The sequence below is a fragment of the Sedimentibacter saalensis genome, assembly GCF_007830175.1.
In the GTDB taxonomy this organism is placed as follows: domain Bacteria; phylum Bacillota; class Clostridia; order Tissierellales; family Sedimentibacteraceae; genus Sedimentibacter; species Sedimentibacter saalensis.
On the sequence record NZ_VLKH01000012.1, the window covers coordinates 72501 to 89352 of the forward strand.

The following is a 16852-nucleotide window of genomic DNA, read 5'->3' on the forward strand; positions in this document are numbered from 1 at the left end:
TAATCCTGCAAATATCAATTACATTTTTAATTATACTTCATTATACAATAATTTACAAATAATTGTCATTTTTTCCATCATAGGCACGATTTTTTAAGTTATTTTATAATGTGTTTTATATAATTTTTATTTCTTTAAAAAGAACTTGCTTTTATATGTTATATAAGAAGAGAAAGCAACGAATATTATTTTAAAATTTTAATTGAATGAGAGGATTATAATATGACAAGAAATGAATTTAATAAGGTAGTAGTTAATGAGATTAATAAAGCTGAATTTAAATGCTCTTCAAGTGGTAAAAAGGTTAATTTTGAAAGACAATAAAACTCATAGCGCCGATTTATATGTTTTATATAAAGTTTATTTAGGGGTCTACTTCTGAAACATTTATTTTTTATACTAAAGTTTAATATACTTTACAATTTATATGCACCTTTGAAATATTTATTTTTATTATATCATAATTTTCTAATAAATATTATAGAAATCGCTTGCATGCATAAAATTATAATTTAGACAAATTAGTCACCTGAATTCATACATTTATTATATTTTTTCATGCCATACTTATTCGTAAAACCAAAACAATCTAGCGAAACTCCTTAATTCCGTCAAATTGTTTCCTCCCCTATGCAAAAATTCCCTTGAAACCACCTTCCAAAAGGATTAAAAACACCTAATTAAAATATTTTTTGCATGAAAATTTTATGTATTATTTTTTATTTTTGTACATAACTTTGTTTAAGGGGGAGATAATTTTGAACTTAACAATTTATTTAAAAAATTCTTGTACAGATATGATTGAAATTACGAATAATTCAATAGATTTAATTTTGACAAGCCCACCTTATTGGATGCTTAGAGATTATGAACAACAAGATCAAATCGGACTTGGTATGACATATAAGCAATTTCTTTATTATTTAAGGAATAATATAATTGAATGCATTAGAGTCTTAAAAGAAGATTCATTAGCTATTTTTATAGTTGGTGACATTAGACCCAAAGCAGGATATGGTGGAAAAGAAGAAGACTCAAGATGTAAAACATACCCTTTACAAGCTAATATAATTAATATCTTTGAAGAATTTGATTACGACTTGTTTTCACATATTATTTGGAGTAAGACAAGCAATAAATCTTCAAAAATAATACCTGGTAATGTTGATAGTGAATTTGTTTATCCTCCATATATACATATGGATTTATCTAATGAACACATTCTTGTATTTAGAAAGCCTGGAAAACGTAGAGATATTCCTCCTAGAGAAATATATAAACTTAAAGGAGATGTTATTGATAAAAAAAGCGAAGCTACTATATGGTTGAAACCTATCTGGTTCATCGAACCAGTTAATAGTAAGACAACGAATCATCCTGCTCCTTTCCCTTCCGAATTAGTTGAACGGTTAATTAGGATGTTCAGTCTTAAGGAAGACACCATCTTGGATCCATTTTGTGGCTCAGGAACCACATTAAAAGCCGCTTTTAAGCTAGAGCGAAATGCAATAGGTTATGAAGTGAATGAGAACTACTTGAAAGAAATTATTAGCCATAATAACCTGTATAGGTATTACCTTGATGATAAAGGAAATTATTGTTATAACTCATATCAAAATTGGTATTGGACACTTTCTTAAAAGGGTCTTATATACTCTCTTGTATTTGTTATTTTTAATATATCCAAAATAGTTTTCTCATAAATTTGTTTGCTTATTTCGGTAGAATAACCAGCCCCATAAGTTCTTTTTAATGCTTCACAGAAATCGCGGTTAATTATTAAAAAATTACTTATTTTAATATTTAAATTATTATAATAATATAACGGCATAAATTCAAAAACTCTTTTCCATCTCCATTCTCCTTTTGTTGGATTATTTTTCCTTTTTTTAACCCTAGGATTTGAATACCCTTCCAAAGTTTCATCATACCATAAAGGAGTCATATAAGATATATTATTGATTTGACAATATTCCTTTCTATTCATAATTGGCTTTTTTACTCTAGCTATGAACAATTCATCTAAAACCCAGTTTTCTGGGATATAAAATTTTTGCACCTTTTGTTTAGAAGCACCTTTGGTTTTAATAAAAATTACTATATCATTCACACCAAGATCTAGTGATGTAAGCTGTTCAGTGGGACACCAAATATGACTTTCTATTGCTGGCTTCACACCGTCTGCCCCTTCATAAAAATTTTTAGAAGTCTCCATTAACCAAATTTTTTGAATACTATGTTCTCTTACCTGTAAATTTAATAATTTATCATAATTACTTTTGCCGTATAATCTTAATTCTTCAAAATTCAGTTCAAAAACATCTATAACATCATCCTCTAGTCCTATAGGTAAATAATCATGTTTAGCTACTATAATGCATCCGTTTTTTATTTTAAATTCGTTATACTGCTCTTTATATTTCTTATCTGAATGATATTCAAATTGTGATGTTCTAAACTTGATTTCAGCTGGTCTTTTACCTTTCAAATCAAACTTTACCATTATCTCATCAATATCCGGAAACCTTGTATTTCTAATGCGTAGCATATCAGATACCTTTATGAATTTTGATTTTTGATTTAAAAGTTTTCCATTAATGTAAACTGGTCTTAATTTTAGAGTATTATTATCAAATGAATAATTTATGAAGTTATAAAGAAATTCTTCTCTGAAATTAGACAAAAAATCCATAAAGATTTTCTCTCCTTTCTAATATGTATAGTTTAGTAAATGCTTCTTCTTATTATTTCCTAAATTGCACATAATAAACCTATAAAAAACATATTAGTAACATTATATACAATTCCGCGAAACCCCTTACTTCCGCCAAATTGTTTACCCACCTATACAAAAATTCCCTCGAAATCACCTTCCAAGGGAACATAAAGCACAGTAATATTTAATTAAACAATAGTAAAACCCTTTGATTTCAACCTATTTCTTCTCTATCAACACAATTGTCTCCACGGTGTGGAGTGTTAATGGCAGATAGCAAAAAAAAGGTTACCAGATGACTACCGTTGTATAAATAGTTAACTAACGTTTATATTACACTAATAGTACATAATGAAAAACATCATTTAAACTCAGTTAAATTATTTCCATTTAAATCACATTTATTGTATCGATAGCTATCTAATCATCCCCCTCATTATTCATAATGTAATCTCCAATATTTTTTCAATATGTCTATTTAGCATCTATTACATCCGAGCTTGCCTACAGATACTACGTAATATTTGAACCGCTTATCGCCTAATAGCTTGATACTGTTCTTCATTGTCAGTTGAAAACCTGCAGTATGTGCTACTTTCTTTCTGTTGGTTTGAATATTTTCAGCTAGATTAGTTATGTTCGCTCTTGCTGATATAACTGTAATACTTCTTGTCATCCTTTGTTTTTTCCTTTACTATAGTCGGTTTATTTATATTTATCATGCTTACACATTCATCATCTATAACTGTTCCCTTGCGTGCATCTTTTCCATTCTTTATATAATTGCTGCATTGCCATATGCAAGTCATTAGCTAAATTGTATATATTTTTTGCCTTGTGTTATTGTTAACGGTAAACACTAAATCCATTTAACAATTTTACAAAATTATTTATTCCGCCAAATAGTATAACCCCCTATACAAAAATCCCTCAAACTTTCATCCAAGGGAATTAAAAATTAAAAAATTACGAAACCCATTGATTTCAACCATTTCTTCTCTATAAACACAACTGTCTCAACGTGTACCGAGTTCTCATTATTGATGTCAAGGTTAAGCAGAACATATCATCCATTGCTAAGTATTTTCATGGTTAAATGAAACATATCAATGGTTTTAAGGTTCTAGAGTACATATCGAGTGCCAGTGGTGTATCACTGTTTAAGATAATGTCAGTAGTTCTATTGTAATAACTTGATGTAGTTGCTGACCATAATTATTTAAAGATACCAGAAAATCTTAATAGATGACTACTGAATTTATATTCACCCTACTATAGGTATTTCCATATGCTAAGCTATTGCTGATTCTCATTCACTATGGCTTGGTTTGTAGTCGACGATCGATTTTACGAATTTTCGAGCGGTTTCAAGATTACTCTCACTGTTAAGATTACCACGTTCCAGTATTGCATATACCCAATCTTTTTTATCTTTGTTAACAGTTTTATCGAAGCTCTCGATATCACCAATAGGAACTATAAACAAGCCAGCAGAACGGAAAAAACTATCAATAGCACAAAATGCCGCTGGTGCCTCACCCGTGAAAACAGAAGAACCATTTTTCTTAATCATAGATCGGATTTTCCCGTTCTCTGCGTTTATACAGGCATAGACCTTGTTCATATTATCGGAGACATTATTCCAGTTAATCCCAAATGCAGAACTTAGGCTCTTAAGTTTGGCACTATCATCTACAATATCAAAATCAGGAATTGCGACGACGGGAACTTTTAAAGCATTTAACGCAGCGACTACATCTTTCATTCTGTCTTTTCCTCCGCAATGTGTGAACATAATATCCGGAGCCGTTTTTCCATCACTCTCAAAAATCGCGTCAAGAATTGCACGGTAAAACAAGCAATCATAATCACTCTCGCAAACTACTATCTTTTCATGGAAAAGGCCATTCAAAATATTTGAATACCGCAACAAAGGGTTACTCCAGAGCTCCTTGATTTTATCGTTTCCAAGAGTATTCATGTGATTTGTGTTGTCATCACGATTTATACGTATTACGATAACATTGTTATTGTCAGCGTCTAATAATCCATTTATAAAATCCGCGCTGTGTGTAGCAATAAATAGCTGGCGTTCACATGGATTATTCTTGGCTAACATCTTGCCGAGAATTCGCGCTTGTGGTGGATGTAAAAACGCTTCGGGTTCGTCGATGAGGGTAACGGAGTGATCCGAAGTGAAAGTATCAAGCAAAATGCTGGCAAAGCTACGCATACCATCACCTTGTTTATCAAGCAAAGGTAGGGCTCTAACAGCATCATAATACGAGCCCTCGCCGTCTCTTTGACCTTCCCATGAGGGACGTTTGCCGACTTGTAAAGCAACGTTAGTGCCTGCACGTCTGTTTACTATAAGCGCTTCCCCAAACGCCTCATAGAATAATTTTGAAATTGTATCTTCTATTGCATTAAACTCATAAACAGTATGCAATGAATTGTGCTGTTCTTGCGGAGAACCATTATAAAGCGGCTTCGTCTTCGAAGCAATCAACCGTTCTTCTGTATCCAGTCGATTCACAAACAATGTGAATAAGATGCTCAGCGAGTGATTATTCCACTGTGATTTCCATCCTTGAGGGTAAGTACCATTTCCTCCAAGCCAATAGTTTCCGTCGTCATCAAGCTTAAACTTGTTGACAACAAAATCATCATCAAATTCGCCTACGTAATCCGTTGTCAACTCTGACACAATAACAGAAGGACTTCTTGCATCCTTAATACGCAATTCAATATCACGTAGAACTTGACTCTTACCACTATTATTAGCTCCAGTAAAGACTACGATGCTGCCGTGAGTAAGCTGACGCGCAGTCCCATCGTTAAAAGTGATACTGTTTACAAAAACCTGTGGTTTTTGAGGTGCCTTTAACTCTAACCTTTCAACTTCTGTGTCCATTACAAACTCCTTATTTCTGCCAAATTGTTTTCTTCCATATCAACACAACACACTCCACATGCTCCGTTCCGGGGAACATGTCTACGGGGATTGCTTTTCTTACTTCGTAGCCTCTTTTTACAAGGTATGCCAGGTCTCTTTCAAGAGTTGCCGGATTGCATGAAATATAAACCACTTTTTTAGGATTCAGTAAAATCATTGAGTTCATAAACTCTTCTGTGCTTCCTGATCTTGGTGGATCAAGGAACACAACATCTACTGACTGCTTTTTAGCAGCCATTTGGTTCATGAATTCACCTGCGTCCTGATTGTAGAAATAAATATTATTTACTTTATTTCTTTTGGCATTTGTTATTGCATCTTTTACAGCATCACGGTTAAGCTCAACGCCTATTACCTTATTAACATGGCTGCTGGCTATTATTCCTATGGTTCCTATGCCGCAATATGCGTCAATTATTGTTTCTTTTCCTTTTAAATCCGCCAGCTCAATTGCCTTTCCGTATAAAACCTCTGTCTGAACAGCATTTATCTGGTAAAATGATTTTGGTGAAATTCTAAAAACTTTGCCGCATAAAGTATCCTCTATAAACCCTTTGCCGTACAGCACTTGTTCTCTTTCTCCAAGAACCATGCTTGTCTTTTTGCTGTTCACATTCATGACTATTGTTGTTATTTCCGGATGTTTCTTCATAAGAGCTTTAATAAAATTATTTTTCGATGGAAATATATGAGAAGCAAGCACCAGTACAACCATTATTTCACCGCTTAAATGACCGGTTCTTACCATCACATGCCTCAACAGTCCTATTCCTTTGTCTTCATCGTATGTTCTTATCTTAAATGATTTAAGCATACCTCGGATAGTGACAATAATATTATCTGCCCGCTGATCTTCTATTAAACAGCTGTCTATGGGAACAACCCTATGAGACCCTGCCTCATATACTCCTGATATGACATTGCCCTTTTTGTCTGTATCAAATGCCGCATGGACTTTATTTCGGTAATAATACGGACTTTCCATTCCGATAATATCTTCCACCTTGCAGAACTTCTCCAAAAGAGCATTTACTTGTTCCTGCTTTTCCAGCAATTGCTTCTCATAGCTGAAATGCTGCAACTGGCAGCCTCCGCATTTATCTGAAACAGGGCATTTAAGTTTTTCTAAATCATTATTTTTTTCTATTTGCATCACATTCCTCACAAAATCTTTTATACTCCAGTTATTAGTGTTTCTTTAGCTTCTAGATTTCTCTCAGAAATTCAGTAAACTTATCCAAACCTTCTCTTAACGTCATGGAATCAAATGCATAACCTATTCTTACGCTGCCTTCCATTTCAAAACATGAGCCTGGAGTAAATAAAACACCTTTTTCTTTTATTAATCTCACACACAAATCGTATGATGGCATATCCTTCTTATAATATACAAGAGCTGTTGTTCCTGCAACAGGTTTAATATAACTTACTTCCGGAGTTTCATTCACCCACTGGTCAAGTATCTCCCTGTTTTTGATTAATATTTTTCTGTTTCTTTCAAATATCATTTCCTTATTTGCCAGAGCCATACTTGCAAACAAATCATCCAAGACACCGCAGCTTATTGTATCGTAATCTCTTCGTTTACGGCAAGCTTCTATTACTTCTTCACTTCTTGATACAATCCATCCCATTCTGAGCCCTGCAAGGGAGAATATCTTAGACATGCTGCCAACTGAAATTCCCTTTTCATATATATCAGCAATTGAAGTCATGTAACTTCCATCTTCAGAAATTCCTCTGTATACTTCATCAGACAAAATGTATGCATTGACACTTCTTGCTATTTCAACTATCCCCATCATAACATCATCCGTAATCCATGAACCTGTTGGATTGTCAGGATTGTTTATTGTGATCATCTTTGTGTTTTCATCAACCAGACTTTTCAAAAGTTTCAGATCAGGAAGAAAATTATTTTCCGGTGTCAGCTGGAGAATTCTTACTTCAGCTCCAATTGATTCAGGAATGGAGTAATGCTGCTGATAAGTAGGCATTACTGATATCATGTTGTCCTTTGGTTCTATCATGGACATTATAACCTGATGATTTGCACCAACGGCACCATGAGCAGGAATAACCTGGCTGGGTACAATGTTCTTATACAAGCTTGCTATGCCGTCTAACAGTTCCGGAGAGCCGTAAATGTGGCTGTAAGTCATTCTTTTGTCTTTCAGTGAGACTAAATATTTATCCGGATTTTGGCCAGAAAGTTCTATTAATTCTCCCAAGGTCATTGAATCAATACAAGTTTCACCAAGGTTATAGATTGCATCATTTTCATAATCGTTCATCCACTGTTCTACTTTAAAAGTTCTGATTTTCATGTTACCCTCCATTTTATAATATTGTGTTATTCCCAAAATCATTGCCAAATTTATAATTAAAACAACATCTAAAATTTTATTAATATTATAACATAAATTTTTCTGGTTTAATACAATAATTATTACTGTCATAACTCCGTATAATTTGTATTAAAAAAATATTTGATTAAATAGAATTTTCGATAATTTTTAACAATAAGCCTATGTTATACTCTCATAAATCAGCTGATAAAAAAATATAATAAGGAGAAAAACATATGGTAAAAAAAAGTTGTAGAATACTTTCTATGATCCTTGTTTTTATGATGGTATTTTCCATGTCATCATTTGCCGCAGTCAATACAAATGCATCAACAGCATTTGACCAAAAAGTGCTTGCTAGAATTGATTCCAGAAAAGCACTTGAACACATTAAATACTTAAGTGAAACAATTGGTCCAAGGGTAGCCGGAACAGCAGAAGAGAGGCAAGCAGCAAATTATATCAGCAAACAGTTTGAAAAATTAGGATATGACGTTGAGGTTCAAACTTTTAAAATCAATAATGTTGTATCAGAATTGACTGTAGACATTCTAAAGGATAAACTTTTTATGGTGAATACAGCAACTGGCTCAGGGTATACTGATCTGGACGGTATAACAGGCAAACTGGTAGACTGTGGTCTGGGAGCGGCTGCAACTGATTTTCCTGCTGATGTTAAAGGAAAAATTGCATTTGTACAAAGGGGAAGTGTTTCATTTGCTATCAAGGCACAGAACGCTGTAGAAGCAGGTGCTATAGGTGTCCTTATGTATAATAACGCTTCGGGAAACGTAAATCCTACTTTAGGAGAATACAAAAGCACAATTCCATATATATCCATATCCCTGGAAGATGGGCAAGTAATTTTACAAGCAATGAAAAATTCTGATGTTACAGTTACAATAAAGGCAGAATTAATGACAGAGTCACAAAATGTAATTGCCACAAGAAAACCACTAAAAGCAAATACAGGCATAGTATACATAACAGCTCATTATGACAGTGTTCCACACGCTCCCGGAGCAAATGACAATGCATCCGGTACAGCAATGTTGATAGAATTTGCTAGAATCTTAAAATCATATCCAACTGATAAAGAAATAAGATTCATAGCATGCGGTGCAGAGGAAATAGGATTAGACGGTTCTTATTACTATGTTGAACATCTTTCTAAGAATGAGCTGGACAATAGCATTGCTAATTTTAACATGGATATGATTGCAACCAGTCATGGCCCTTGTAACATACTGTATGCAGATACAACAAACGGACAGCCAAACTTAGTTACAGAATCAGCAGTGGCATCCGGAATGAGATTAGGCAACAACATTCTGGAGGTAGGTAAAGGTTCATCATCAGACCACAGATATTTTGGTGAAATAGGAATTCCTGCAGCATGCTTTATTTGGGGAGATGAAGACGGTAATTTGGAACCTTGGTATCATAAACCAGAGGATACAATCAAAATTAATATTAGTTTGGACAGACTGCAACAGGCAGGAGAAATGATTGGTGCAGCCCTCTATGACGTTATTAGAACAGATACACGCAACTTAGAAAAAAGTGCTATAAGAAGAGACGGAATAGAAGAGAAAATTAATTCTTTTGGTATATCTGAATAAACAGCGCTATGAAATTGTCTGTAAATTAGTTATGATATTAAACCTCCTATGATAAATTATATATCATAGGAGGTTTTTTTATGGTTAAGATTCATCTATTGTAAACCGTGTTGTATGCTGACCATAAGCAACCTACAGCCTCGTATGATTTGCACAGCCAATGGACAGCAAGCAGCTTACTTAATCTGCTCATTTATATACCCCTCTATAATTCTCAGGCAGCAATCCTGCTATTTTCTTCATTGCATACTTTATGGCAAAATCTTCATAATCTTTTTTATTTTGCTCTGTTTCTATCATGGGAAGTTCAAATTGTTTACCGATATTGATATGGACATCTGCATAATTAAATGTTTCCGAGCCCATATCTTCTTTATTTATTGGCATCAATTTTTCTGTCCCGTATAATCCAATAGGTACAATAGGAGCACCTGTCATTTTTGATATGAGAAGGATTCCTTTCTTTGCTTCTATCAGACTGCCAACCCTGCTTCTTGTTCCTTCCGGAAAAATCACTATGCTTTCCCCTTGCTTAACAAGCTTAATAATCTTCTTAAGACCTTCTCTATCAGCAGTATCAGGTTTTATGTTTGTAGTCTTTATTACATTTATCCCAATGCTTGTCAAAGAATTACTTGAAAGCTTTACACCTGCAACAAATGTTGGGTCAATCTCCTTTAAAGCCTTTTCTAAAACTAATCCATCAGAATTGCTTAAATGATTACATATAAAAATAGTTGGTGTCTTTATGTTCTTTAGGTTTTCGCTTCCTTCTATGTTTATGATTGCATATTTTTTAAGATATTTATCAACAACTTTTTTAGATATAAACGAGGAAAATTTACCTGGTAATATATTTATAATTTTTACCGCTGTAGAAGATATCATTTGCTTATTCCTCCCAAATTTTCTATACTCGAGATTATATCTTTAAACATGTAATGTGTCAAACATGACTTAGATTTTCTATATCATGGGAGGTTTTTCAATTGTAACTTTCTTCACAGTTTCTGAATTATTACTTAATGACCAGCAGAAATTCTTATTCCTTTTCTAAAAAGCTCCTAAATACCCTGCCAGCAATACAATGACAGCAAATATCATTCTGTATACAGCAAATACCTTCATGGGCTTTTTCTTTAAGTATGAAATGAAACCATTGATTACAATTAAGGCTACAATAAAAGAAACAATAAACCCTGCCGCAAGAGAAATCATCTCAGAGGAAGTTAATATAAACAATCCCCCTATTTTTACAATCTTTAATGTACTCATTCCGACCATGACAGGTATTGCTAAAAAGAAAGAGAACTCAGCTGCTGCAACAGTAGAAAGTCCTGCTATCCATCCTCCAATAATTGTTGAAGCTGAACGAGACATTCCAGGTATTATGGCTAGGCATTGAAACAAACCTATTATCAAGGCCTGTTTTGGAGTAACGCTTAACTCTTTATTTTTTGCACTGCCTTTCCTGAATTTATTCTCGGCATAAATCATCCATATGCCGCCAAGGAACAAAGTTATGGCTACAGGTATTGAAGAAAGCAGATATTCTTCCGCTAAGTCATCCAGCAGAATTCCTAATATACCTCCTGGAATGCAAGCAATGAATATCATAAACCAAAACTTAAATCCTGATTTTTCGTAACCAACTTTCTGCGGAAAGAAGTTAACAACAGTGTCTTTTATCTTTTTCCAGTAAAGAACTATAACTGCAAGTATGGCTCCAAGCTGTATTACATATGTGTACATTTCAACATAACTTGGTGTAGTTCCTTTAAATTTAATAATGTTTTCAAAAATAACAATGTGTCCCGTGGATGACACAGGCAAGAACTCTGTCAGTCCTTCAACAACACCTAACAGTATTGATTTAATAATCAATATAATATCCATCTAATCACCTTTTCTAAATATATTTTAATACAAGTATTATTATAACAATATATGGTTATTGCATAAACAAATATGCGGTCTAAGTGTCATAATTATCCTTTTCAAATGTTGTTACTCTGTTAATCTCCATTGTTCTAATTCACTAACTGCATATATTATAATAAAAACAGAGAAATCCAAATATCGATTTCTCTTACAATTAACATTCTTATCTTACAATTTTGAAAGGTATACTGTTTCCTTAAAATTTTCTACTTCTTTTTCTTCCTGTTCCAACAATCATTGTTTTAATATATTAATTTTCCACACCTTGTTCGCATCTTTTTTTGCAATAGCCCTTGTTGCAGAAATTTTCCTCACCATTGCACAGCATGTATTCTCCGCCTTCAATCTTTAAAATTTTACAGTTAACCAATGAGTCAGCAAGTTTCTTTCTTGCATCGTTGTATACCCACTGTACTGTAGTACGTGCTACATTCATTCGAATTGCACATTCTTCCTGTGAAAATCCTTCTATATCAATGAGTCTTACAGTTTCATACTCATCAAGTGTCATATTAATGATGTTTTCATTGTTTAGGTTTGAATCCAAAGGTCCGTATTGGCTGCTGTCAGGAAGACAACATACTCTTCTGCATTTCCTGGGTCTTGACATGTTAACACTCCATTGCTTATTTTTACTAATCTATCAATATTATAGGTGATTTTTTTAACAATGTCAATCGATACATTCATTGATGCTTGTTCAGATACATGACAACATTATAGAATAACCTGCTTTACTTAAGCATCTGGTCATTTTGATAAAAATCTTTCCATGGGTCATCTTCAGAAATTCTTTTAAGTGCATCTACCATGCTGATGCCATCCGGTTCAACGGTGTCAAGTTCATGCCAGGCAATGGGCATGGACACTCTTCCGCCTTTTCTTGCTCTGAGAGAATAGGGAGCAATGCTTGTAGCTCCTCTTCCGTTTCGAATCCAGTCGATAAATATTTTGCCTGTACGTTTTGATTTTCTGACATTGCTTGTGTAGCGTTCGGGCCACTTCTTCTCCATCACTTCGGCAACGCCTCTTGCAAAGTCATGGAATACATCCCAGTTAACAGAAGGTTTTAAAGGGACGACCACATGATATCCCTTGCCTCCGCTTGTCTTAAGATATGAATTAAGCGAAAGTTCAGTAAGAATACTTCTTATATCCTCTACACCCTGGCGGACCCTGCTCAGTTCCATCCCTTCATCCGGGTCAAGATCAAACACCATTACATCTGGTTTTTCAAGCTCGTCAACACGGCTTCCCCATGTATGAAATTCCAAAGTGCCCATTTGCACTTCGGATATAAGTCCGGATTGATTCTCAATATAAAAGTAATCTTCAGTTTCTCCGCTTCCTGTTGAAATAGGTATTGTAATGATTCCTTTGCTGCCCGGCCCGGGATGCTTTTTATAGAAACATGTATGTGATACGCCTTTGGGACACCGAACAATGCTTAGAATTCTTTGTCTCACAAAAGGAAGCATTCTCTCTGAAACCAATTGGTAGTACCGAACCACATCTGCTTTTGTAATTTCCGTGTCTTCGAATATTATTTTGTCGGGATTGGTAATCTTTATTCCTTCAACCATTAGGCTATTTGAGTCTGCTTCTACTGTCTTCTCCACTTCTGTGACAGGCGATTGAAATTGCAGCTGTGTATCTTCATCTGCTTTTTCTCTTTTTATGTCCTTAGGATTTTTATCTGACCTGAGCCCCTTGAAGCTTGCATGCCTCAATAGATTTTCTTCAGTCCATTCAGCAAATTTTATTTCCGCCACAAGTTCAGGTTTTAGCCAAGTTAACATTTCATCTTTTCTGGCTTTAGGAGCCAGCTTGAAGGGCGTATCATCAATCTTTAAGTTCATAAACTTTTCTTCAAGTACTTTCATGTCACTCTCACTTATGCCAGTGCCTGCACGACCTGCATAGACTAATTCCTCACACTCATAAACACCAAGGAGAAGTGAACTTACCCCGTATGCTTTTTTGTCTGTAAGAGTATATCCTCCAATGACGAATTCCTGTCTTTTATCACATTTAAGTTTAATCCAGTCACCATTCCTTGTTCCGCTGTAGACGGAATCAGCCTTTTTGCCAACTATACCCTCCATACTTGCTTCACAGACAGCAGCAAAGCTTTCTTTTCCGTTTCCTCTCACATAACGGCTGTAGTATAAATTTTCAGGTGCATTTTTCATTAATGATTCAAGCATTTCTTTTCTTTCAATCAAGGAAAGTCCTCGAAGATCCACTCCATCCAACGCAAGTAGATCAAACACGATGTATGTGAGACTTTTAGCCTTGCGATTTTTCAAGTAGTTTTGCAATGCCTGAAAATCAGTCTTTCCTGACTCGTCTGTTATTACTGCTTCACCATCCAGCACCATTGCCCTTCCGGCAGCCCAGTCAATAAGAGATGAAGTAATATCATTAAAACGTTTCGTATAATCATTGCTGTTTCTGGTCATCAGCCGGACGCTGTTGCCTTCTACAAATGCAACTATCCTATAGCCGTCATATTTCATCTCATAAAGCCAATCCTCACCCTCTGGAACTGTCTTCACTAATTTGGCAAGCTGTACATCAGCTGTTGTGAAAGGATTTCTTGTAAATTTTTCATCCTGTCCTGTTTCAATTTCCAACATACTGCGTCCTGTCCTGACACTGGTTGTATATTGGGATATTCCATCGTCCGTTTTTATATATTCATCTTTTTCCTTAAGAAAGAGCCAATTATCCTTAGTATCCCCTTCTTTTGCTTTCAGTCTTACTAAAGCCCACTTTCCCTTAAGCCGTCTTCCTTTCAGAACAAACTTAAGCATTCCCTCTCTGAGGTTTTCTTCAACATTCCCGTAAGGTTCCCATAATCCTTCATCCCATAGCATGACCACTCCACCGCCGTATTCTCCCTTGGGAATAGTACCTTCAAAGTTTCTGTATTCCAGGGGATGGTCTTCAACATGTACAGCGAGCCTCTTATCGCGGGTGTCATAAGAAGGACCCTTTGGAACTGCCCAGCTCAAAAGAACACCGTTCCATTCCAGACGCAAATCATAGTGATCTCTGCGGGCCATGTGATGCTGTATGACAAATTTCAGGCCTTCTTCAGAATTTTCTTTTTTGCCTTCCGGCTCCATTGTTCTCTCAAAATTTCTCTTTTCGTTATATTCGTTTAGATGTGCAGTCATTATCAAGCCGATTCCTTGTCTTTCTTAGCTTTTTCAACGCTGGCCTTCAGGGCTTCCATGAGGTCGATTACCTTGCCTGTATTGCCTGGCTCTGCTGCAACAATTTCTTTTCCGGAAATTTTTGTCTCTATGAGAGAACGAAGTCTTGCCTGGTATTCGTCTGTATATTTTGAAGGGTCAAATGGTGTATCCATTGAATTGATCAGCATCTTTGCCATATTAAGCTCCTGCTCGGATACTTCTGGCTTAGTATATTGTTTTTGAATTTCCTTGATGTCATCTGCATAGAACATTGTAGAAACCAGGATTCCGTCCTCCCGAGGAATAATTGCCATCAGTGTGTCTTTTGTTCCCATGACAGTCTTACCTATGGCAATTTTTTGTTCAGCCATCAATGCAGAACGAAGCAGCTCGAATGCTTTTTCGCCACCGGCCTCCGGTACGGCTTGATATGTTTTGTCATAGTATACCGGGGAAATCTGATCTAATTGTGCAAAGTGCAGAATCTGAATAGACTTTTCTTTTTCCGTCTTGATTTTTTCTATTTCTTCCTCTGTGATGACAACATACTTGTCCTCATCATACTCAAATCCCTTTACAATATCTTTTGTATTGATCTCCTTGCCGCAATGGGCGCAGGTTTTCTTGTACCTTATGCGGCTGTTGTCTTCCTTATGAAGTTGATTGAAATGAATGTCATTGTCTTGTGTGGTTGTGTACATGCCAATGGGAATTGCAACCATACCGAAAGTAATTACCGATTTACGTGATATCATAGTAGAACACCTCCAAAGACATTATTTCCAATTAAATCATAAGTATTCTGCAATAGTTTAAATGTTTTGGGGTTTCAATGGGTAACAATTTAATCAAAATATTACTTAATCTACATTCGTCAATTTAGTGCGCCCTCGCTAAATTCACCTTCCGGAGCAGGTTCAAAATTTCCGTCATTGTCAAAATCACTCCATACATTTCCTTCATCATCAAACCATATATCAAGCTTTCCATCACCATCCAGATCAAAACCTTCATGCCCTTCAGAATCTGTAAAATAACCTCCTTGAGGCAATTCTTGACTTTCATCCGCTACATCTGGTGCTGATGATTCGCCTTGTGACTCACTCATGGCAAGGCGTTCTTCCATACGTGTCATAACAGTGTCCCTGAACCACTCCATAGGTTCTATTTCATCAGTAGTCTTAATTAATTCTCCCTTAAAATAGTCAAGATTGTATGTCTGAGTAAATGTGGGAACAGAAACAAAGACTGTGCTTTCGTCTGCTTTAAGAATAAATCCTTGTGGGTATTTTTCTCCGTCTGAAAAGCTGCTGTTTATATCAAGCTTAACCTCTCCATCTGCTAAAGCTTTCCATGTTTGTTGATTGATGAGACACTCATCAGTTATAAATTCTGACTGTCCCACAAACTTTGCCAGCGGTGCCAGATCAATGTCTTCAGATCCATCTGCTTGAATAGTCTCCTGATTATACGGTAACAACTCAAAAGATATATTTTCGCATATATTGTCGTCCATAAACCCGCCGGTGAATGAAATACCTCCGGAAGACAGCTTACTCATGTCTCCGTCAAATGCAATCAGCGCACGCCCTTCATATTCACCAAACATATCCTCTCCTCCGTTTTTCCACGCAACAAAATAAAGAGTAACGGTTATATCAATTGATTTACCTGTTGAAGGAACATTCAAAGCTGTTTTTTTGGTATCAGATGTTGTAATAAGCCAGTTATAGACTGCTGAATCGCTTGGTTTTGCAGGATTGGCTGCATTGTTCGGATTGGAAGAATTGCTCCCAAGTTCGTCCTGCGGCTTAGCAGTTGATGATTTTGTAGTGCCTTTACTGCTGCAAGCACAAAGTGCTAATATTAGAATAAAAAACAAAAACAATTTTCGCATAATAACTCCTTTCTCAGGCGCTTTTTGTTTCAGCATATGCGCCGTTCAACATCATCATGAATGAAAATAACCTTATTGTCTATTCATTAACACGAATGAGTTCATAGAAATAGCCACTCATTAATTATAATGAGCGGCTATTCAAAGTCAGTATACTTAATTATTAGCC

13 protein-coding genes are annotated in these 16852 nt (G+C 35.3%); 2 read left to right on the plus strand and 11 right to left on the minus strand.

Translation table 11 applies throughout. From position 1 onward, the window contains the following. The first annotated feature begins 758 nt into the window (after positions 1–758). Positions 759–1640 (plus strand): DNA-methyltransferase, encoded by an 882-nt coding sequence (locus LY60_RS15925; RefSeq protein ID WP_170226272.1) that lies wholly within the window; start codon positions 759–761, stop codon positions 1638–1640. Here LY60_RS15925 and LY60_RS15930 read toward each other — a convergent pair. The 5 genes from LY60_RS15930 to LY60_RS15950 all read right to left on the minus strand — a co-directional run bounded on the left by LY60_RS15930 (position 1637) and on the right by LY60_RS15950 (position 7999). Further along, positions 1637–2692 carry a hypothetical protein gene (locus tag LY60_RS15930; protein ID WP_145086189.1) on the minus strand — a complete coding sequence of 352 codons (1056 nt, stop codon included), beginning with the start codon at positions 2690–2692 and terminating at the stop codon, positions 1637–1639. The genes LY60_RS15925 and LY60_RS15930 overlap by 4 nt on opposite strands. A 653-nt stretch (positions 2693–3345) precedes the next feature. Next, a complete protein-coding gene (locus LY60_RS15935) occupies positions 3346–3525 on the minus strand; it encodes a hypothetical protein (RefSeq protein WP_145086192.1) in 180 nt (59 codons plus the stop codon). Positions 3526–4025: 500 nt separating this feature from the next. After that, positions 4026–5630: an ATP-dependent nuclease gene (locus tag LY60_RS15940; RefSeq protein ID WP_145086195.1), complete on the minus strand. Its 1605-nt coding sequence runs from the start codon at positions 5628–5630 to the stop codon at positions 4026–4028. Between the two features lie 10 nt (positions 5631–5640). Continuing rightward, a complete protein-coding gene (gene rlmD / locus LY60_RS15945; protein ID WP_145086198.1) occupies positions 5641–6825 on the minus strand; it encodes a 23S rRNA (uracil(1939)-C(5))-methyltransferase RlmD in 1185 nt (394 codons plus the stop codon). 52 nt (positions 6826–6877) lie between these two features. Further along, positions 6878–7999, minus strand: a complete 1122-nt coding sequence (locus LY60_RS15950; protein ID WP_145086201.1) for an aminotransferase — start codon at positions 7997–7999, stop codon at positions 6878–6880. 257 nt (positions 8000–8256) lie between these two features. Here LY60_RS15950 and LY60_RS15955 point away from each other — a divergent pair, with 257 nt between their 5' ends. Further along, entirely contained in the window at positions 8257–9642 is a 1386-nt protein-coding gene (locus LY60_RS15955; protein WP_145086204.1) for a M20/M25/M40 family metallo-hydrolase, read from the plus strand. 189 nt (positions 9643–9831) lie between these two features. Here the strand turns inward: LY60_RS15955 and LY60_RS15960 are convergent, their stop codons facing one another. The 6 genes from LY60_RS15960 to LY60_RS15985 all read right to left on the minus strand — a co-directional run bounded on the left by LY60_RS15960 (position 9832) and on the right by LY60_RS15985 (position 16683). Next, positions 9832–10530, minus strand: coding sequence for a lysophospholipid acyltransferase family protein (locus LY60_RS15960; RefSeq protein WP_145086207.1), 699 nt, complete (start codon positions 10528–10530; stop codon positions 9832–9834). A gap of 165 nt (positions 10531–10695) precedes the next feature. After that, on the minus strand, positions 10696–11538 hold the full coding sequence (locus tag LY60_RS15965; RefSeq protein WP_145086210.1) for an undecaprenyl-diphosphate phosphatase: 843 nt from the start codon (positions 11536–11538) through the stop codon (positions 10696–10698). A gap of 295 nt (positions 11539–11833) precedes the next feature. Beyond that, positions 11834–12193 (minus strand): DUF134 domain-containing protein, encoded by a 360-nt coding sequence (locus tag LY60_RS15970; RefSeq protein WP_145086213.1) that lies wholly within the window; start codon positions 12191–12193, stop codon positions 11834–11836. Positions 12194–12317: 124 nt separating this feature from the next. Further along, the gene (ligD, locus tag LY60_RS15975; protein ID WP_145086216.1) at positions 12318–14765 is read right to left on the minus strand and encodes a DNA ligase D; all 2448 of its coding nucleotides are present in this window, start codon (positions 14763–14765) and stop codon (positions 12318–12320) included. 2 nt (positions 14766–14767) lie between these two features. Continuing rightward, a complete protein-coding gene (gene ku / locus LY60_RS15980) occupies positions 14768–15541 on the minus strand; it encodes a non-homologous end joining protein Ku (protein WP_145086219.1) in 774 nt (257 codons plus the stop codon). A 119-nt stretch (positions 15542–15660) separates the two neighbouring features. Then, positions 15661–16683, minus strand: coding sequence for an FG-GAP repeat domain-containing protein (locus LY60_RS15985; RefSeq protein ID WP_145086222.1), 1023 nt, complete (start codon positions 16681–16683; stop codon positions 15661–15663). Positions 16684–16852 lie beyond the last annotated feature (169 nt).

Excerpts from the sequence above, each read along its gene's own strand:
- LY60_RS15955 (WP_145086204.1), top strand. The coding sequence starts at position 8,257 with ATGGTAAAAAAAAGTTGTAGAATACTTTCTATGATCCTTGTTTTTATG.
- ligD (WP_145086216.1), bottom strand. The coding sequence starts at position 14,765 with ATGACTGCACATCTAAACGAATATAACGAAAAGAGAAATTTTGAGAGA.
- ku (WP_145086219.1), bottom strand. The coding sequence starts at position 15,541 with ATGATATCACGTAAATCGGTAATTACTTTCGGTATGGTTGCAATTCCC.
- LY60_RS15940 (WP_145086195.1), bottom strand. The coding sequence starts at position 5,630 with ATGGACACAGAAGTTGAAAGGTTAGAGTTAAAGGCACCTCAAAAACCA.
- rlmD (WP_145086198.1), bottom strand. The coding sequence starts at position 6,825 with ATGCAAATAGAAAAAAATAATGATTTAGAAAAACTTAAATGCCCTGTT.
- LY60_RS15950 (WP_145086201.1), bottom strand. The coding sequence starts at position 7,999 with ATGAAAATCAGAACTTTTAAAGTAGAACAGTGGATGAACGATTATGAA.
- LY60_RS15930 (WP_145086189.1), bottom strand. The coding sequence starts at position 2,692 with ATGGATTTTTTGTCTAATTTCAGAGAAGAATTTCTTTATAACTTCATA.
- LY60_RS15985 (WP_145086222.1), bottom strand. The coding sequence starts at position 16,683 with ATGCGAAAATTGTTTTTGTTTTTTATTCTAATATTAGCACTTTGTGCT.
- LY60_RS15970 (WP_145086213.1), bottom strand. The coding sequence starts at position 12,193 with ATGTCAAGACCCAGGAAATGCAGAAGAGTATGTTGTCTTCCTGACAGC.
- LY60_RS15935 (WP_145086192.1), bottom strand. The coding sequence starts at position 3,525 with ATGACTTGCATATGGCAATGCAGCAATTATATAAAGAATGGAAAAGAT.
- LY60_RS15965 (WP_145086210.1), bottom strand. The coding sequence starts at position 11,538 with ATGGATATTATATTGATTATTAAATCAATACTGTTAGGTGTTGTTGAA.
- LY60_RS15960 (WP_145086207.1), bottom strand. The coding sequence starts at position 10,530 with ATGATATCTTCTACAGCGGTAAAAATTATAAATATATTACCAGGTAAA.